This window comes from Winogradskyella sp. A3E31 (genome assembly GCF_046720935.1).
In the GTDB taxonomy this organism is placed as follows: domain Bacteria; phylum Bacteroidota; class Bacteroidia; order Flavobacteriales; family Flavobacteriaceae; genus Winogradskyella.
The window spans coordinates 112,696-131,660 of record NZ_JBHNWH010000002.1; the positions used below are offsets into that span (position 1 = coordinate 112,696).

General features: G+C 36.7%; 13 protein-coding genes. 1 reads left to right on the forward strand and 12 read right to left on the reverse strand.

From position 1 onward, the window contains the following. Nucleotides 1-40: 40 nt before the first annotated feature. On the forward strand, nt 41-493 hold the full coding sequence (locus ACFEMA_RS03080) for a hypothetical protein (RefSeq protein WP_411766533.1): 453 nt from the start codon (nt 41-43) through the stop codon (nt 491-493). 340 nt (nt 494-833) lie between these two features. Here the strand turns inward: ACFEMA_RS03080 and ACFEMA_RS03085 are convergent, their stop codons facing one another. The 12 genes from ACFEMA_RS03085 to ACFEMA_RS03140 all read right to left on the reverse strand — a co-directional run bounded on the left by ACFEMA_RS03085 (nt 834) and on the right by ACFEMA_RS03140 (nt 18,963). Then, a complete protein-coding gene (locus tag ACFEMA_RS03085) occupies nt 834-2,210 on the reverse strand; it encodes a sugar porter family MFS transporter (RefSeq protein WP_411766534.1) in 1,377 nt (458 codons plus the stop codon). A gap of 116 nt (nt 2,211-2,326) precedes the next feature. Then, entirely contained in the window at nt 2,327-3,130 is an 804-nt protein-coding gene (locus tag ACFEMA_RS03090; RefSeq protein WP_411766535.1) for an endonuclease/exonuclease/phosphatase family protein, read from the reverse strand. 27 nt (nt 3,131-3,157) lie between these two features. Then, nucleotides 3,158-4,990, reverse strand: coding sequence for a family 43 glycosylhydrolase (locus ACFEMA_RS03095; protein WP_411766536.1), 1,833 nt, complete (start codon nt 4,988-4,990; stop codon nt 3,158-3,160). A 63-nt stretch (nt 4,991-5,053) separates the two neighbouring features. After that, the gene (locus ACFEMA_RS03100) at nt 5,054-6,748 is read right to left on the reverse strand and encodes a sulfatase (protein ID WP_411766537.1); all 1,695 of its coding nucleotides are present in this window, start codon (nt 6,746-6,748) and stop codon (nt 5,054-5,056) included. Between the two features lie 2 nt (nt 6,749-6,750). Further along, a complete protein-coding gene (locus ACFEMA_RS03105) occupies nt 6,751-7,635 on the reverse strand; it encodes an alpha/beta hydrolase (RefSeq protein ID WP_411766538.1) in 885 nt (294 codons plus the stop codon). Next, nucleotides 7,636-10,251: a glycoside hydrolase family 2 TIM barrel-domain containing protein gene (locus tag ACFEMA_RS03110; RefSeq protein WP_411766539.1), complete on the reverse strand. Its 2,616-nt coding sequence runs from the start codon at nt 10,249-10,251 to the stop codon at nt 7,636-7,638. A gap of 4 nt (nt 10,252-10,255) precedes the next feature. Next, entirely contained in the window at nt 10,256-12,586 is a 2,331-nt protein-coding gene (bglX, locus tag ACFEMA_RS03115; protein ID WP_411766540.1) for a beta-glucosidase BglX, read from the reverse strand. Nucleotides 12,587-12,589: 3 nt separating this feature from the next. Beyond that, nucleotides 12,590-13,387 carry a prolyl oligopeptidase family serine peptidase gene (locus ACFEMA_RS03120; protein WP_411766541.1) on the reverse strand — a complete coding sequence of 266 codons (798 nt, stop codon included), beginning with the start codon at nt 13,385-13,387 and terminating at the stop codon, nt 12,590-12,592. Nucleotides 13,388-13,397: 10 nt separating this feature from the next. Continuing rightward, the gene (locus ACFEMA_RS03125; protein ID WP_411766542.1) at nt 13,398-14,375 is read right to left on the reverse strand and encodes a metallophosphatase; all 978 of its coding nucleotides are present in this window, start codon (nt 14,373-14,375) and stop codon (nt 13,398-13,400) included. A 6-nt stretch (nt 14,376-14,381) separates the two neighbouring features. Then, nucleotides 14,382-15,737, reverse strand: coding sequence for a glucoamylase family protein (locus ACFEMA_RS03130; protein ID WP_411766543.1), 1,356 nt, complete (start codon nt 15,735-15,737; stop codon nt 14,382-14,384). Between the two features lies 1 nt (nt 15,738). After that, the gene (locus tag ACFEMA_RS03135; RefSeq protein ID WP_411766544.1) at nt 15,739-17,112 is read right to left on the reverse strand and encodes a glucoamylase family protein; all 1,374 of its coding nucleotides are present in this window, start codon (nt 17,110-17,112) and stop codon (nt 15,739-15,741) included. Between the two features lie 102 nt (nt 17,113-17,214). Further along, nucleotides 17,215-18,963 carry a LamG domain-containing protein gene (locus ACFEMA_RS03140; RefSeq protein ID WP_411766545.1) on the reverse strand — a complete coding sequence of 583 codons (1,749 nt, stop codon included), beginning with the start codon at nt 18,961-18,963 and terminating at the stop codon, nt 17,215-17,217. Between the last annotated feature and the right edge of the window lie 2 nt (nt 18,964-18,965).

Consider the following 18,965-nt stretch of genomic DNA (forward strand, 5'->3'; position numbering starts at 1 on the left):
TCATACTTAGAAATGTTGTATTTAATTTAAAATAATAAACATGAAAAAAATAGTTCTTTGCATTTTTCTTATTTCTATTGCTAATAACACTTTTTCTCAGCAATTAGATTTTCCTTTCTTAAATAAGCTGACAAAAATATCCATTAATGATGTAGAAGAATATATGATTAATTATTATGGTTTTGAAAAAATTGAAAGTAAAAGCCAAGCCAATGTAATGACTTACGGTAGATATTATAATCACGATTTAGATAATTCCATCATTATTTCCATTTCGTTCGTAGATGACAAACCAAATACCCTCGAATTATCAATAGCTGAAAATTATGACATTAAGGCAATTAAAAAAGAGTTAATAAAACGTGGTTATAAGAAGCACCCACTTATAGATTTTGAATTTGTCACTTTCAAAAAGGAAAAATCCATCGTTTTAGTTTCGATTATCCCAAATGAATTTGGTAAAAGCAAAATAAAGTTTGTTTCTGAATCATAATTCGATTTAGTTTTCTATTTATTGAATATAGTTAGATAAAATATCTATACACCACAGTATATAAAAAATTGCTGGTGTTACTCTTAAACAAAGGTCGTTGCACGTTTGCTACGTCTGAATTTCCATATACAAAACCGATCCTTAGATACACCACCATCAAAAACCCAATTCAAATGAATCGGTTTTTTAGTTTTTAGGGTGCTAATTAGGGTCGATTTAAACAACTTTTTTACTTAATTGAAACTCCTGTTTTGTTTAATAAGCAACCCTTAGAAGATCAATGAGAGGTTGACTTCTCTATAACTTCAAAGCTCGAAGCAATAACAAATTTTAGTGCTTTTTACTCCCAAAATGCTTCTATCTCCTCTAAAGTTTTTCCTTTTGTTTCAGGTATAAACTTATAAGTTATAAAAATGATGACTAATATAAATGCAATGAAGATAAAGTAAGGCATTGAGCCATTCCATGGAGCACTATTATTTGCCTCACTTTCCATAACAATAGGAAACGATTGGGATACTACATAGTTGGCAGCCCATTGAGCAGCAACAGCTACGGACATTGCAACACTACGTATTTTATTTGGAAACATTTCTGATAAAACGACCCATACTACTGGTCCCATAGACATCGCAAATGAACCTATGAAAACAAGAACTCCTATTAAAGATACTAGGCCAACTGTATTTTGCTGTAATGACACACCTAATAGTAAAAAACCTATAATCATACCTACGGAACCTATATAAATCAATGGCTTTCTTCCATATTTATCAACAGTGAACATGGCAACAAATGTAAATACTAGATTAACAAAGGCTAATAAGATTTGCTGTGCCAAAACATCCTCCTTACCAAAACCTAGTGCTTTTTCAAATATATCTGCTCCGTAATACAGTACAGCATTAATCCCTGTAAATTGCTGCAAAACAGAAAGTACAGTTCCTATAACTATAATTCCCAACACCACTTTTGAAAAATAATTGATTTTTATCTTAGTCTCTTTTGCTTCGAGTGAGGTTTTAATTTCCAGCATCTCCTTTTGGGCTTGTTCCTCTCCATGAACTTTCTTTAAGATAGTTAAGGCAGCGTCATCATCACCTTTAAGTGCCAACCAACGTGGGCTTTTTGGGACAAAAAATAAGAGTATTAAAAACAGTCCGCTAGGTATAAGCTCAGACCAAAACATGCGCTTCCATCCGAATTCTATGTTTTCTAGTTCTGTTAAGTTGTTCCCTATAAAATAAGTGGCCAAAAAAACCACAAAAAAGCCAACAACAATAGCCAATTGATAGTAGGTCACCATTTTCCCCCTTATATCGCTTGGAGCAATTTCAGCGATGTACATTGGCGCATTCATGGAGGCTATACCAATACCTAAACCACCTATAATTCTAAATACCACAAGTAAGCTCACAGACTCTTCAAACAATGATGGTAGACCAGAACCCCAAGCTGAGAGAGTAAATAGTACAGCAGAGATTATAAGCGACTTTTTTCTACCTAATTTTATACTCAATGGGCCTGCAACTATAGCACCCATAAAACACCCTAAGAGCGCACTACCTACTACCCAACCTTTCATAGCAGAGTCTAGATCAAAATGCTTACTGAGATAAAATTGTGCGCCGTTAATTACACCTGTGTCGTATCCAAATAATAATCCACCTAAGGCCGAAACCGCTGTAATCAGTAATAAGAAAGTCTTTTTATTCATAGTAGTAATGATTAGATAAGTTTAGTTAGTTTTTCAAAATTTAAATATAGACGAATTCAATTCAAAGGTGTTTTAAATAACGTCTATAAAGGTATGTTTAAGGTCAAAAGCATTACCTACTTTAATTTAAAATTAATAAGTACTGGCAAATGATCTGAAGGATATTTCAAATCCCAATTATCGCTTAACACTGCATATTTAGACACTTTAATATTGGTACTTACAAAAGCATAATCAATTCGCCTCGTAACAGGCTTGTCAAAATGAAATCCATTAAATGTGCCTTCTGGACCAAAATCTAGTTCTGCTATCTCTTTTGAATCTTCTAAAACAGTTTTTATATATTTTACACTATCATGATCTGGTTCCATATTAAAATCACCTATTAATATTATGGGATGATTATCAGAATTTAGTGCCTTTATTTTTTCAATTATTAATATTGCACTATTCTTTCGAGCTTCTTTACCAACATGGTCAAAATGTGTGTTAAATGTCCAAAAGGTATGCCCAGAAATTTTATCTTCTAAAAGCACAAAAGTACAGACACGATTGCACACCGCATCCCAACCCATAGATACGGTATCAGGTGTTTCAGACAGCCAAAATGTACCCGACTCTAAAACATTAAATTTATCCTTATTGTAAAAAACAGCCGAATATTCACCCTCATCATCACCATCATCTCGTCCAACCCCTACAAAGCTGTAATCCGTTAAAAGGCTATCCATATCCTTCATTTGGTTTGGCATTGCTTCTTGCACACCCAGTACGTCTGGTTCATGGAATTGTATCTGACTAATTAAGAATGGTTGTCTATTTGTCCAACTATTTTTTCCTTCTTTTGGATAATCTAATTTAATATTGTAGGTCATCACCTTAAACTCTTGTCCTTGAGCCGAAACTAATATAGCTACCATAATTATAAATACAAACTGCCTCATAATTTATTCTACATAAATGATTTCACTTTTTTCTGAAATGCCATTTTCGTTGAAAGCCTCAATCTGAAAATAATAGGGCGTATCACGATCCAAATTGCGCATAAAATGTTCGGTAGTATCATAAACTTGCCAAGATTGGTACAACTTGCCCTCAGCTATTCCCCATCGAATATTATACCCTTGGGCGTCTTCAACTGCATCCCATGAAAATGATGCGTCTCTTCGGTCATCTTCACGATTAATTTTAAAGTTAGATACCTTATTTGGCGCTTCACCCAAACCAAGACCAAAAACTCTAACTTCGGACATCGCGAAGTTGTTCCCCGGTACCTTTACGTTGTTGTATCGCACATATTTTGCTTTAACCGGTTCATCTAAAACTAGGTATGCATTTGGTGCATCTATATCGCTATTACTTCTATCGACTACTGTTGTCCAGTTTGTACCATCTTCAGAAGTTTCAATTGTGAATTGATGTTTTAAACCTTCAACACGTGTGTAGATTCCAGATTCATGATCGTGATAATTTAGCTGAATAGCGTGTACTGTTCCTGGATTCAGCAATTCAATAGCTATCCATTGCTTATCGTCGTTAGCTTCGGCAACCCAAAAAGTTTTTGGGTTTTCGTCTGTTAAAACGTTAGAAGTTATTTGTCCTTTGTCATTGGTTTCGGTTGGAATTTCCTTCACTTCAACTTCATCATCATTAGAGGTGAATTTCATGATTTGCTGAAGTGAAGACGATACGGTTACATTTCCTTTATACGATAATAACATCCACCCATTATGCTCGCCAGCTTTTGTTGGGTGATTTGGTCCAAAGCGTGGATAATCGCCATACGATGTGTTGCTGTACATTAAACCATCGTCGTCAAAATAGGTAGGAAACATGCATAAACGACGTTCCCATTGCGCATTAGACGCTAGAGCCATGGTGGCAAAATGCCAGTATTGACCGTTGGTTTGCCTTACAGTTATACCATGCCCTGCACCATTTGTAAATCCGCCAGGTTTAAAACTCATAGGATTGTTTTTCATATAGGTAAATGGCCCAAGAGGCGAATCACCAACATAAACCCCATCAGCATATACGTTAAACTGGGTGCCCGGTGCCGCATATTGCAAATAGTATTTTCCGTTATGCTTAGTCATCGATGCCCCTTCCATATACCCTTCTTTTAAGGTTGGGTGAAAGTTATTTTCTCCAAAACGCTCCCAACCATGCTCTTCCTCAACAAGATTAATCAACTCTTCCCTAACACCGGTTTCTAAAAAACGATCATCTTTATTAAGCATTTTCACTCGGATTGGATGCACATTAGACGAGCCCCAATACAAATACGTCTGGCCATCGTCATCAATAAATAATTCCGAATCTTGAATATTATTTGAAATGGAAGCTGTAGGTGTCCATGTCCCTTTTTTTGGATCATCTGTAAATAGAATACTACCATAACCGGCAGGATCACCAGCAAAATACACTAACGAATCTTTATAATTAAAAGCTGTAGGTGCATTGCTTCCTTCAAAAAACCATTGCTTTGGCTTTATAAAATTCCAGTTTACAAGATCCTTAGAGTGCCAATATCCAAACGATCGTGTGACAAACATATAGTACTCACCCTTGAACTCAATAACAGCAGGATCTGCCCCAGAGCGATAAGATTTATTTCTACTTGAATTATAAACCATATAAGTATAGTCTATATCCAAAGGGTTACAATAGGTTTGATTTTCTATTTTATCTTCTGAATTAGCTTTTACATTGGTGGTTTTTTTTGTGTTATTACACGAAAATGTCAGTAAAACTGAAATTAATATGAATAGATGTTTCATTAAAAAATATGTTTTGCTTTAGACAATCAGGTTTTAAGTACCTGAAAGATCTCGATTGTTATACTATAATTCTATATCCTTGTCAGCTACTGGATCATAAGCTGTGCCTGTTTTGCCTCGTAACCTTTCAAATTGTTTATAGGCACGCTTTACCCGCTCTTTAGGCGCCTGTTTAAATTCTTCATCTGTAACTCCGTATTTTTTTTGAAGCTCTACTAACTTCATCCTCAGTTGAGCTTCAATGGCATCATACTCAGGATTATCAATTTGGTTATGTATTTCTTTTGGATCTTCTTCTAAATCATAGAGCTCCCACGTGTCAATATCATCATAAAAATGCATCAATTTATAGCGGCTTGTCCGCACTCCGTAGTGTTTTTTAACCATATGGAACGCAGGGTAGTCGTAATAGTGATAATAGACGGCATCTCTAAAGTCATCACCTTCAAAAGAGGACTCTAATAAAGGACGCAATGACTTCCCTTGCATGTCATCTGGGATTTCTACTTGTGCATAATCCAAAAAGGTTTCTGCAAAATCCAGATTTTGGGTTAAAGCCTCGATAACAGTTCCTGGAGTAATAGCCTGCGGATATTTAACCAATAAAGGCATTGCCAAGGATTGCTCGTACATGTAACGCTTATCGAACCAACCTTTCTCCCCCAAATAAAAACCTTGATCCGTTGTATAAATAACAATCGTATTCTCTGCTAATCCATTAGTCTCTAAAAAATCCAATATTTTCCCAACTCCCTCATCAACCGAAGCAATAGTTGCCAAATATTCCTGAAGATAACGCTGCCCTTTCCACTTGGCCAATTCTCTACCAGACAAGTTTGCCTTATGGAACGCATCATTTTTTGCCTGGTATGCCCGATCCCATGCAGCGCGCTGCTCAGTAGTCATCCGTTCAAAATCTGTTTTCCATGGGTTCCAAGCTAAATCAGGACTGCCGAACTTTTTGGTCATTTTTAAATCATGCCCTTCATACATATCCTTATAAATGGTTTGCTGTTGCTCTTTTGAACCTAAAGACCCTTCATGATCTGTAAAATAGGTGTCCGGCAAATTAAATTGAATAGAGTCAAATTTATTGGCATGGCGCAAGGCTGGCATCCAATTTCTGTGGGGAGCCTTATGCTGCACCATAACCATAAAAGGCTTATTACTATCTTTAAGTGTACTGAGGTGCGCTAATGCATTCTCAGTTATGAGATCAGTGGCATACCCTTCAACTTGAGTTGTGTCAATTGTCTTTGTCCCTTCATTTTCCGAAATAAAGTCTGGATTATAATAGTTGCCCTGATCCTTCAGTATATTCCAATAATCGAATCCCTCGGGAAAACCATGCAAATGCCATTTACCTATAACAGCTGTATTATATCCTGCTTGTTGCAGTAGCTTTGGAAAGGTCTGTTGACCACCATCAAATTGTTCGCCGTTCATCCTAAACCCATTAAGATGGCTAAACTTACCTGTTAAAACTACAGCTCTACTTGGCCCACAAATAGAGTTGGTACAAAAGTTATTCTTAAAAAGAGCACCTTCTTTAGCAATCCTATCAATATTCGGTGTTGGCGCCAATTTACTTAATGGATGCCCGTAGGCGCTAATAGCCTGTTCTGCATGGTCATCCGCCATTATATAAACAATATTTGGTCGTGGTATCGGCTCAGTTTTCTCAATTTTTTCTGCTTCCCTATTTTTACAGGATTGAAGAGCAAAAAGAGCAATTAAAATGATGCTTATATATCTCATGGTCATTTTGTTTTAATAATTTTTGTTTGAATTACTTCTCCATTGAAAACGGTCTGCTCAAAAAATTGAAACACAGCATCTAGATCCTCAAAGGGAATTCTTGAAATTTCATGCCGACCTCCTTTAACAATATTGAAATAGTACGGTGAATCAAATTCTTCCAGTTTTTCGGAAATAGCTTCCGATCCATCCAACATTATATATCCATCTTTTGTAGGTGCACAATAATGGTGAGGAGCATTTCCATAAGGTACTAGTTGATCGTCAGTACCATGAAATAATACCGAAGGTATTGCATTTTCTTTTGTGATGTAACTGGCATCGACTACTGCACCGGCGCAAGAGAACACGCCTGCAAAAGCCACATTTTTATATGCTTCTGCATTGTCCAAAAAATACTCTCTCATAAATACGGCATTAAGACTGCCTTCTGCTCCAGCACTACTGCCGCCTGCAATAATCTTAGTGCTGTCTATTTGAAACATTTCAGCACGTTCTACTAGAAATTTTGCTGCATCCATATAATCGATAGCTGCTTGTTTAAAGGTCTCTAGTTTTTCGTCTTTAGGGCAATCACATCCAAAACCGGAAGGTTTGTTTTTTCTTAGCAATCGATAATCTATAGATACTCCAATATAGTTTTGCACATTGGAGACATACTTTACCAATTTATTATCATCTGGATAGGCACGGTGACTTCCAGAAAACCCTCCCCCATGCATCCAAAGTAGAACTGGCAAACGGTCATTTTCGGTTATGTTTTCTGGAGTAAATACATCTAATTTTAAGGTGTCAACTCCCTTAATTGAATAGATATAGGTCTCCTTCTTTTGACCAAAAAGCAAATGCCCTATGGTCAGTATAACTATTAAAGGAATGTATTTCATTTAGTTTATTTTTTCAATTAAAATTCCGCTAATCACAGGCTGTCCTTCAATTGGCTTAAGCGAAACCGACAATCCTTCATTACCTAAAACTTCAACCTTAGTACTTAAGGTAATTCCGTATTTTTCAATGTAAGCTTTTGCCATATTGAATTGCTTTTCAATAAGAATTCCGTTCATATAAATATCAAAAATGCGTTCTCTTTTAGTGAGAGATTCATTTGTGTCGGTAAGGTTATATATATTCTCTGAAGGGCGTATTTGAGGCTCAACAAAAAACAATGATACTTCGTAACAACCTTCTACCACATCAACCTTATAGTCTGTACAGGCTTCTAACATGGTTTGGAACAAGGGCTCGGATTCTGAATTTTTAATATTGTGCGGAATACCTTGATTTTTATCTTTTGTCATTGCAAAAGGTTTCCCATTAATAAAACCAAATTGCCCTCTTTTGTATGGTTGGTCTGCGACAAATGTAATCTCGCGTTCTGTATCGTTAAAATAGAAGTGAGCTCCGATATTAATACCAAAACGATTAAATTCTTTAAAATCCAAAGCTTTTATTCTTAAAACATCTACTTCTTTTTCTTCAGAGACTTTAGTATTTGATACTTTAATTCTATTTTCTCCATTTACGAATGGAACATTAATCTTTGCAACTCCATTTTTAAATTGAACGGTTTTCAATTTCTCATCGTTTAAAAAAACAGCAGCTTCCTTTTGATTGGAATACACTTGAATGGGATACGTTTCATCTTCAAATAGTGTTAAACCTTTTAAATGGTTTGTTGCAACCTTTACAAATGGCTCACTATCATCCAAAACTGCTTTGTACCAGTAGTAAATTTCCTTTGGTGTTCTATCATATTGGACTAGCCCTTTTTGATTAACATGCGGAATTGGATCTCCACGAAATTCTGATCCAAAATCTGCAAAATTCCATGCCGTCATCCCTGCTATAAACGGACGATCCATAATTTGTCTGTAATAAGATTGATGTAATTTTGCTTGGTAGCCAGTAGAAAAATCGAACTTTTTGGGTGTATCCGTAAAAATACGAACATCAGCTCCTGGCCCATATTCTGACAAAAACATAACCCGATTAGGAAAACGCTGATGTTGCTCGTCCAAAAAAGGGCCAAGATCTTCAATTTGTTTATCGTACCAGCCAAAATAAAGATTCCATCCCAATAACATAGGTAGATCAGCAATGCCTGTATCATTGTATACCTCATTTAGATGACAGGCCATCACTGTGATGTGGTTTGGAGCTAATTGACGCGTTACATCTTCGAGTTTAGCAGCAAGATTAACTGCGCTTTTTTTGAGATTTTCTTTGTCATTATCTGTCAATTGTCGATTGAACGCCAAGCGAATGAAAATCTCGTTCATATAACCAAACATAACTACTGAAGGATAATTATAATATTGCTTTATATGCTCCTTTTGCATGGCAATACTTGTGTCGAAATACGCTCTAGAATCCGTTACTAGATTAATAACTGGTATTTCGGTCCAAACTAAAATCCCTAATTTATCACACAGATCATAAAGTTTCCGTGAATGAGGATAATGTGCAAAACGTATCACATTTGCACCCATTTTTTTTATTAAATGAATATCATTCTCTTGAAGGTGTATAGGCAGAGCGTTACCGTATCCTTGGTAGTCTTGATGCCGATTTACACCGATTAACTTTATAGGTTCACCATTTAAAAAAAAGCCCTTATCAGAATCAACTGAAACCCATCTAAAACCAACGTTAGTGCTTTTAGAATCTAAAGTTTTTCCATCTTCATTCTTTAACTCAAGTTTTAGATAGTAAAGCCATGGACTTTCTGGTGACCATAACTGCGGATTCTTTACCTCGGGGAGCTCAATTTTTAATTCCTGAGATTGATTTGGTCGAAAATTAATAGTCTCAGAATACTGTATTAGAACATTACCTTGCGGATCGAATAACTCATATTTTAAAACAGAATTAACGGATTGGCTCGATATATTATTCAGTATAGAAGTTACTTCTACCTTAGCCTTTTCATTTGAAACTTCAGGGTAGTTAATATAGAAGCCATCTGATGCAAAATCATCTAAGCTAAAATGCTGCTTCTCTAACGAAATCAATTCCACGTCACGATAGATGCCACCATAAAAAGTGAAATCAGCATCTAGTGGCGGAATATCAACATTATGAGAATTATCCACCTCAACTTCAATTAAATTATAGGCATCAAAACTTAAGTATTCCGTTATGTCAAAATTAAATGCGGTATATCCCCCTTTATGGTTTCCGACCTTATTTCCATTAACATAAACTATTGCCTCTTGGTTAACGGCATTGAATTTTAAATAATGAATCTTAGAATCTCCTTCAGAAGGAATAAAAATCTGTTTCTGGTAATATCCTAATCCCCTACGATAACCTGGTTCATCATCAAAGGCATCCAGAACATTCCATGTATGTGGTAAATTTACACTCTTCCAACTAATTTTATCTTCAGAGTATCGCCACCCTGAATTGATAATCTTTGTTTGAGAAAAAACAATCCATGTAAACGAAAAACATAGCCAAAAAATGGATAATTTTCCAATACTATGTCTTCCAATCTGTTTCAAAATTTTAATTTATCAGAGTGAATTTTGATTTTAAACCTGTGCTAGAATTCGTTCCAACAAACACTTCAAACTCACCAGCTTCAGCAACAAAATCCAAATCATAATTGTAAAATTTTAAATCTTCCACAGTAATTTTAAATGAAACTGTCTGGGTCTGCCCTTTTTTTATCATTATCTTCTCAAAGCCTTTTAGTTCCTTTACTGGTCTTGTCACTGAACCGACAAGATCCCTGATGTACAGCTGAACTACTTCCATACCATCGTAGTCTCCAGAGTTGGTAACATCGACAGAAATGGTAAGCTCCCCGTCCATATTTATGGATGTTTTATCTAACTTTAAGTTACTATAATCAAATGTGGTATAGCTCAACCCGTACCCAAATGGGAATAGTGGCTCGTTGCGCACATCTAAATAGTTGGTTTTAAATTTTTCAAACTTTCCTTCTGTATTTCCTAAAGGCCTCCCGGTATTTTTATGGTTATAATACAGTGGTACTTGTCCAACATTTCGAGGGAAAGTCATGGTCAATTTCCCAGAAGGGTTTACATCTCCAAACAAGACATCGGAGATGGCCAAACCAGCCTCACTACCAGGAAACCAAACATTTAAAATAGCTGGCACTGTATCATTTTCTTCGACTATTGTCAATGGACGTCCTGCAAAAAGGACTAAAACGACAGGTTTTCCGGTTTTTAAAAGTGCATTCAATAAATCTTGCTGAACTTGAGGAATATCAAGGTTTGTTCTGCTACTGCTTTCACCACTAAACTCTGCAGACTCACCTATTGTGGCCACAATTACATCTGATTTAGCTGCTACTTGAAGTGCCTCGTCTAACAATTGCTGATCTGTTCTACCATCTCTTGGAATGGTTTTACCGAAGGTCGTTGCCCGTTTTTCTAATTCTAAATCATAATCTACATTACTTCCTTTAGCGTAAAGAATATTTACCTGGTCACCAACCGTTTGCTTTAACCCGTCTAAAACAGATACTGATTTTTCCTGATCCGTTGCAACACTCCAAGTTCCGGCCATATTATTCGCCGCAGTTGCTAAAGGTCCTATTAGAGCAATTGTCCCAGATTTTTTAAGAGGCAAAAGTTGATTGTCATTTTTTAGTAAGACCATAGACTCGGTTGCTACTTTACGTGCAAAACTTCTATTTTCACTTGTAAACACTTCTGCTTTTGCCCTATCTATATCGCAATATCTGTAAGGGTCATCAAAAAGCCCTAACTGGTATTTGGCTGTTAGAATATTCCTTACTGCATTATCTATCTCATCCTCGGTTACCATTCCCTTTTCAAAAGCAGACTTTAATGACTTTACGTAAGCGGCCGAGGCACTTGGAGAATCGCCAGCCATATCCATATCTATACCTGCTTTTAATGCCAATGAAACGACATCTTCCTCATTGCCCATACCATGTGCCATCATTTCCCAAATACCCGTGTAATCCGTTACCACAAAACCATCAAAACCCCATTGCTCTCTTAACAAGTCCGTTAAAAGCCATTTGTTTCCTGTTGCTGGAATACCATCAATTTCATTAAATGATGCCATTACCGAACCTACGCCAGCGTCAACAGCTGCTTTATACGGTGGAAGATACTCGTTATACATTCTAATACGACTCATATCTACTGTATTATAATCACGTCCGGCCTCAGGTGCGCCATATAGTGCAAAATGCTTAACACAAGACATTAAAGTATGGTTTTTACTTAAATCATCTTGCTGATAGCCTTTTACCATTGCCTTTGCAATTTCACTTCCCAAAAAAACATCTTCGCCATTACCCTCAGATACTCGGCCCCAACGTGGATCTCTAGAAATATCTACCATTGGAGAAAAGGTCCAATTTACACCATCCGCACTAGCTTCTTTTGCTGCTACTTGGGCTGTTTTTTCTATAAGCTCCATGTCCCATGAACATGACAGACCTAATGGAATTGGGAATGTACTCTTATAACCGTGAATAACATCCATTCCAAAAATTAATGGAATTCCTAATCGACTATTCTCAACTGCAATTTTTTGAGCAGCTTTTATTTTTTCTACGGATTTAATGTTGAAAAGACCTCCAACGCTTCCCTCCTTTATTTTTTTTCCTATACCAGAACTTTGAGATTGTCCGGTAGTAATGTCACCTGAAACAGGTAAATTTAACTGACCTATTTTTTCTTCAATGGTCATAAGTCCTAATATAGAATCTACTTTTGAAGCAAAAGGATTATCAGTTGATGATTTCGATGTTGTTTCAGTATTACAAGTATATAGAACTAGCGCTATTAAAATTATAAAACTGTTTCTGAAGTTAATTGATTTGTTCATTTTTTAATTTGTTTTTGAAAAAAGCCAAGGTAATAATCCTGATTCTGCAAAAGCAGGATCCCAACTATTATGGTTGGCATCGGCATATAGTGTAAAATTAGGTTTTCCTCCATTTTTGAGTATGGCGTTTACCATTTCAACAGATCTGAGCGGATTTACGACATTATCATTGGCACCATGAAACACCCACAAATCAACTTTTTCTGCATATTTCTTTGATAGCTCAACATTACCAGCACCACATATAGCAAATGCGGCTGCAAACACATCTGGCATTCTGGAAAGAATCTCAAAAGTGCCCATACCACCCATAGATAAACCGCCAACATATATTTTTTCTTTATTTACAAAAGGCTTCTCTATCATTTGCATCATTAAGTTCATCACCAATTCCATTGGCTTGGTTGGTTCCTTATCTGCAGGAAAGACAAGTTCTATTGGATAACTGCTACGATCTACATCTGCATTAGACCAATAACTATCTCTTGGGCACTGCGGAAATATAACAATTGCAGGAAATGCGCCTCTATTTATTTTATCGGTAAATAATTTGCTGCCGTGCACTAACTGTTTTTTATTATCATTACCTCGTTCACCTGCTCCATGGAGAAATAGTACTAATGGGTACTGTTTAGACTTATCAAAATTTTCTGGCAACAACATTCTATACTTTAAAGTGTCTGTTTCCTTGATGTAGTTTTCTTCAGTAAAAAGACTGTTTTGTTGTGCTAATAGACCCAGATTACTTAACATAAAAAGAGAAACAAACACAAGCTGTATATATCTATGTTTTACAGTCATATTTTTAATTTTAGATTTTAACATTTGTAAATGTAAACTGGTGTTCTGGCTCGGTATTAAACTTATCTAACCATGGTGAATATGTTTTTACCGAAATTGATTTTGCCATTACATCTACTTTTACAATTCTTAAGTAACCCGAATCCCCTTTTTCGACACCTGTTACATTTTTTTGATAGTTAGCTAGCATCTGATAAACATTGTTTCCATAATCGTTTTTGGCAACTAGTTGTCCTACACCAGAACCCAATATATGACCTGAAAATACCATTAAGATATTTTCATTTTTCTTAATGAGTTTTTCCCATATACCACCTCCGTCATTCACAGCATTTTCACCTTCATCTTTACCAATACCATACTTTTGTGGTAAATACCAATCGTCTCCATCTTGTAATGTATTGTCTTCGTACATGTAAGAATGTGTGTTTATAATAACGTGATGGTTCGGATGCTTCTGTATTAATTGATTAACCCAATCCAATGTTTTGTTTCTGGGGCCAAACTCTAAAGAAAAGACAAGCCACTTTTCGCCTGCCAGGTTATATTCTGAACAGTTATTATCAATTGACTCTTTAGGAAAAGTAGCAATACTATTAGAGTGTTTTACGTAATTGGCATGATTGAAGAATCGGTTGGCTAACGTTGTGTTTCTGATATCTGCAAATTTACCCTCTTCACTTCCCATATCATGATTGCCCAATGAGAGGTTATATGTAACTTTACCATCTAGCAAAGCAAATCCGTTTCTTGCAAATGCCCATTCTTCTTCAGAATTGTTTTGGGTAATATCACCTTCGTGCAAAACGAATGAAAATCGATTTTCGTTTTCAGAAATCCACTCCATTTGTTTCATAAACACTTCGGGAAACTCTTCAATGTATGTCTGAGTGTCTGGAAGCACGACAAACTCAAAACTATCTAAGGTACTACTATTACAGCAACCCTGTAGAAGAATAAAAATGAGTATGTAATACCTGTTAAACATATTTTGCTAATAATTAAAACCTAAAGCATCTAATCCGTTTTGAACATCTTCATTTTGCATAAATAAATTCCATAATAATCCTGTACGATAATTTTCTATCATAATGATTTGTGGACCTTGGTCAATTGCCAAATAGCGCTCAGTTACCCAATCGTATTGTGGACTAAACGCATCGTAAAAACCAGCTGGTCCCATTAAATCATTTTCATAGAAATAATGCATTGCAGCCAATGATTTTTCTGGTGTATATGGAATAGAACTTACTGCTGCTGTTGGTGAAATTGTACCATTATCATTTTCTGGGTCGTGGGCAGAGTAGCCTACCGATCCATCAGTATTTCTGGTATAGCTTGCGGTTAATCCCCAACAATCTGGTCCGTAATCGGTAAAATTATTTGGATTATTAACGCAGTATTGATAATTGATGTTGGTGTGATTAACATTTAAATCCCAGTAATTGGCATATTGATCATTTAGGCTCGTTGGATTAAGTCCTAAATACGAATAATGCGCCCAAAACAAAGGACCTGTACCAGTACCTGCATGATCTAAAATCAATGGTATGGAATATTGACTTGAAGAAGACACAATATTTCCATTACTTGCCCAACCTTCATTATAAGCTTCTGTAGGAATAGCATAATCGGGTGAAGCAGCTCCTAAAATAAAAGCTATTAGTGTTTCATTATAACCAACCAATTCTAAATTTATTGAAAATCCATTATTTGGACTCCAATGCCAAAAAAGTGCATTTTGGCTTTGAGTATACCAATTCCATTCTACGCCTTTCCAAAGGCTATCTGCCTGTGTTGCCAATGCCTGCTCTTCCGTTGAGCCATTCTTAAAATACTCCTTTACGCAGATAAGTCCTTGTGCCAAAAAAGCTGTTTCAACAAGGTCTCCACCATCATCTTGTGGGCTGAAAGGAATTGCTGCACCTGTTCCCCCATTAATCCAATGCGACCATGCTCCATGAAAACGATCGGCACCTTCAAAAAAATTGAGTATTTGACTTAGTCTTTGAGTCCCCTCTGCTCTTGTAATATATCCTCTTTCAATACCGACTAAAATTGCCATAACACCAAAACCACTACCGCCCGTAGTCACAACGTTTTGACTATCGCTTGGATTATTGGGATGGTATCGCTCCCTTGCTGCACCTGAATTCGATTCTGCAAAATCCCAAAAATACTTAAAGGTTGCCTCTTGTGTCAAATCCATTAACTCATCGTCAGTAAGAGCTGTTGGCGGCACTTCTGGATCTTCCCCATTAGGATCGTAAGGTTCTTCATACCCAGGGCCATTGTCAGAACCACAACTTATCAATACTATACTTAATAAAAATATCTTTAAAATTTTCATATTAACCCTTCTTTTCATATTTAAAACCAAGCTTATCTAAACCTGCATGAACATCTTTATTTTTCATAAACAGATTCCACAACAAACCTGTTCTATAATTTTCTATCATCACGGGAATTGGGCCTTGATCTATGGCCAAATATCTTGGATTGTACCAATTGTGCTCAAAACTAAACGCATCATAAGGGCCATATTTACCAATTAGACTATCATGGTTTTTATAGAGATTAGCTAACATATCCATGCTCTCTTTTGGAGTGTAAGGGAATGATGACAACGCTGCTGTTGGTGAAATAACTCCTAAGTCATTTCCTGGCCTATGGCCTTTATAGCCTTTTACAGAATAACTAGAAGTCAGTCCCCAAAGACTATCTCCGTAACCTTTAAAATTTTTAGGATTGTCCACGGCATATTTATAATGAATCTTGGCGTGGTTTTGGGTTAATTTCCAATAGTCAGCATACTGATCTGATAAACCCTTTGGATTTAGGCCTAAATAGGAATAATGCGCCCAAAATAAAGGTCCAATTTTAGCATCACTGTGTTCGTAATAATTTAGTACTAAATCTTCATTGTAATACGTTTCATCTGAAACAATAGCACCGTCTTTTGCCCAACCCTTTTCGTAAACAGACTTTGATATAGGATGGGTTGGAGAGGAAGCCGCCAAGACATACATGATTAAACATTCGTTATAACCACCAACTGGGAAATCCATTTCCCAACCAAATTCTGGTGACCAGTGCCAATACAATACATCTTCACCATTTTTGGTGTACCAATCCCATTCTACTTCTTTCCAAAGTTCATCAATTTTAGACACGAGTTGTTGCTCTTCCTCGTTTCCGTTTTTGAAGTATTCGGCAACCGTCAATAAGCCCTGTATTAAAAATGCTGTTTCTACCAAATCACCACCGTTATCCTTCTTGCTAAAGGGATATACTTTCCCCGTTTCACCATCTAGCCAATGTGGCCATGCACCATGAAAACGATCTGCCTTCTCTAAAAAATCTACAATCTTTAAATATCTATCTAAGGCTTCACCACGCTGAATAAACCCCCTTTCAATACCAACCAAAATAGCCATAAGACCAAAGCCGCTACCACCAGTAGTAACCGTATTTTTTGGAGATGTAGGATACACATCATCCATGTGGAGTCGCTCTCTTGCCAAGCCTGAGTTTGGTTCTGCACCATCCCAAAAATAATTAATGGTTTGTTTTTGCACAGTGTCTAAGAGTGCTTCATCCAACCATTCAATGGTTTCAGAAACTTCAGCAGGACCTTTTTGTTGTTTTGTTTTATCATTACAGTTAAAGAAAAGCAATACCGTAACTGTCAAAACAAAAAAGGTAATATGTTTTGATTGTATCATTAGGAAGTTTTAGGTAAACTTTAGCTGCAATTGTACAAAGCAATTGCAGCTAAAGTAGGAAAGACCAACTCAAATAATAATGTGTCTAACCTATTATTAAATTTATTCCATAGCTTGAATCTCAGCTTGCGAGAGCGCCTTTTTAAAGATTCGTAGGTTATCCATTGCACTTTCGTCGGATAAATGATTCCACCCGGTAAACCTAGGTGCACCCGACATAATGGACATGATATCACACTCCGACCAATCTACACCTGTAAAAGTGTTTTGACTTACCACCTGCCCATCTATATATACCACACATTCGGTATCTGAAATTGTAAATGCAATTTGTACCCAACCACTGCCAGGGGCAATGTCTGCTGCCGCGCCACCATCAAACCAACTATCTCCAGTACCGTTTCCAACATTTAATTTAATGCGTTGCATTCCTCCTGCATTTTCACGGAATAACCTAAACCCATTAGTTCTAAGGTTTTGAGTTTCTGGGAAATTTGCATTTTCTGAATCGGGTGGACCAATAACTAAAATTCCTGCTCTATCTGGTGTTGCATTGACATTATAATTGAATACTGCGGAAAATTCATTTCCAAGAAGACCCTCAGTTGGAAATGTTAAGTAAGAGTCTGTTGCCCCCTCGTAGGCATTACTGCCTTCAATAGCACCACCAGCACCAGTGAACCCAGGGCTACCAACCTCGGTACAATCTTCATCACTATAAGCGTCTGTATAACTTCCATTAAATGATAATCTGAAAGTTTCATCACTTTTTGCAATAAGTTCCAATATATCGTCTTGGGTTAAGGCCATATTGAATAGTCGCAGCTCATCCATATAGCTACTGTCAGAGTTATGTCCCCAACCTGTAAATCTTGGTGCACCGGACATGATTGACAGTATGTCACATCCTGTCCAATCTATTCCCGCAAAGGTATTCTGGCTAACAATCTCTCCGTTCTTATAGACTACAGCCTCTGTTGCTGAAATTGTGAAGGCAAAGTGTACCCACTCATCTACTGTTGGATCTACATCAGCAGCTGCGCCACCGTCAAACCATGATTCACCATCACCTCTACCTATATTTAATTTAAATCTTTGATTCCCCGCTGCATTTTCCCGAAAGAACCTAAACCCTGAAGTACGATTATTCTGTGCATCTGGATTGGCTTCGTCTGGTGGGCCAACAACTAATACACCTGCTCTGTCTGGCGTTGCGTTTACTTTTATCCAAAAAGCAGCACTAAATTCCGTACCACCCACAAGACCATCTGTTGGGAAAGTAAGATAAGAATCTGTTGCACCGGCATAGGCACTTGTTCCTACTCTTGCCTCTGGGGCAAACCCTGGATTACCAACTTCAGTGGCGTCTGTTACTGTTATTAATTCACTATAACTCCCATCAAAATTCATATAAAAGGTTTCCCCAGGAAACTGAGGAGTATATGGAGGCTCCTTGCTAAAATTTGTAGTTGCAATGGTCGTATTGCCTGCTAAATCTGTAGCAGATACTTGTAGGGTATGATCTCCGGTTGTAATGTTATCGTAAACAAATTCAGTTGAAAAGATTCTGTAATCAGTAAAGGAGTTATACGATGCTATTTCTTGACCATCTAATGTTACTACAATCAATGAGAGCTCAATATCGTCTTCAGCCCTAAACTCGATTGGAGTTGAAGTTATCGGGTCAGCAACTTGAATTTCAAAACCTTCAGTAGGTTTCATAATTGATACTAACGGTGCACCCGCATCTGGTCCTGGATCTACTTCGGTAATTGGATCTATACCCTCATCGCACGCTGAAAAAAGCATTATGAGGCATAATCCAAAGATATATTTAAATCTGTATTTCATGT

Bases quoted from the DNA above. Each gene is read 5' to 3' on its own strand.
- ACFEMA_RS03085 (WP_411766534.1), bottom strand. From the start codon at position 2,210: ATGAATAAAAAGACTTTCTTATTACTGATTACAGCGGTTTCGGCCTTA.
- ACFEMA_RS03100 (WP_411766537.1), bottom strand. From the start codon at position 6,748: ATGAGATATATAAGCATCATTTTAATTGCTCTTTTTGCTCTTCAATCC.
- ACFEMA_RS03105 (WP_411766538.1), bottom strand. From the start codon at position 7,635: ATGAAATACATTCCTTTAATAGTTATACTGACCATAGGGCATTTGCTT.
- ACFEMA_RS03080 (WP_411766533.1), top strand. From the start codon at position 41: ATGAAAAAAATAGTTCTTTGCATTTTTCTTATTTCTATTGCTAATAAC.
- ACFEMA_RS03120 (WP_411766541.1), bottom strand. From the start codon at position 13,387: ATGACTGTAAAACATAGATATATACAGCTTGTGTTTGTTTCTCTTTTT.
- ACFEMA_RS03095 (WP_411766536.1), bottom strand. From the start codon at position 4,990: ATGAAACATCTATTCATATTAATTTCAGTTTTACTGACATTTTCGTGT.
- ACFEMA_RS03125 (WP_411766542.1), bottom strand. From the start codon at position 14,375: ATGTTTAACAGGTATTACATACTCATTTTTATTCTTCTACAGGGTTGC.
- ACFEMA_RS03130 (WP_411766543.1), bottom strand. From the start codon at position 15,737: ATGAAAATTTTAAAGATATTTTTATTAAGTATAGTATTGATAAGTTGT.
- bglX (WP_411766540.1), bottom strand. From the start codon at position 12,586: ATGAACAAATCAATTAACTTCAGAAACAGTTTTATAATTTTAATAGCG.
- ACFEMA_RS03140 (WP_411766545.1), bottom strand. From the start codon at position 18,963: ATGAAATACAGATTTAAATATATCTTTGGATTATGCCTCATAATGCTT.
- ACFEMA_RS03090 (WP_411766535.1), bottom strand. From the start codon at position 3,130: ATGGTAGCTATATTAGTTTCGGCTCAAGGACAAGAGTTTAAGGTGATG.
- ACFEMA_RS03135 (WP_411766544.1), bottom strand. From the start codon at position 17,112: ATGATACAATCAAAACATATTACCTTTTTTGTTTTGACAGTTACGGTA.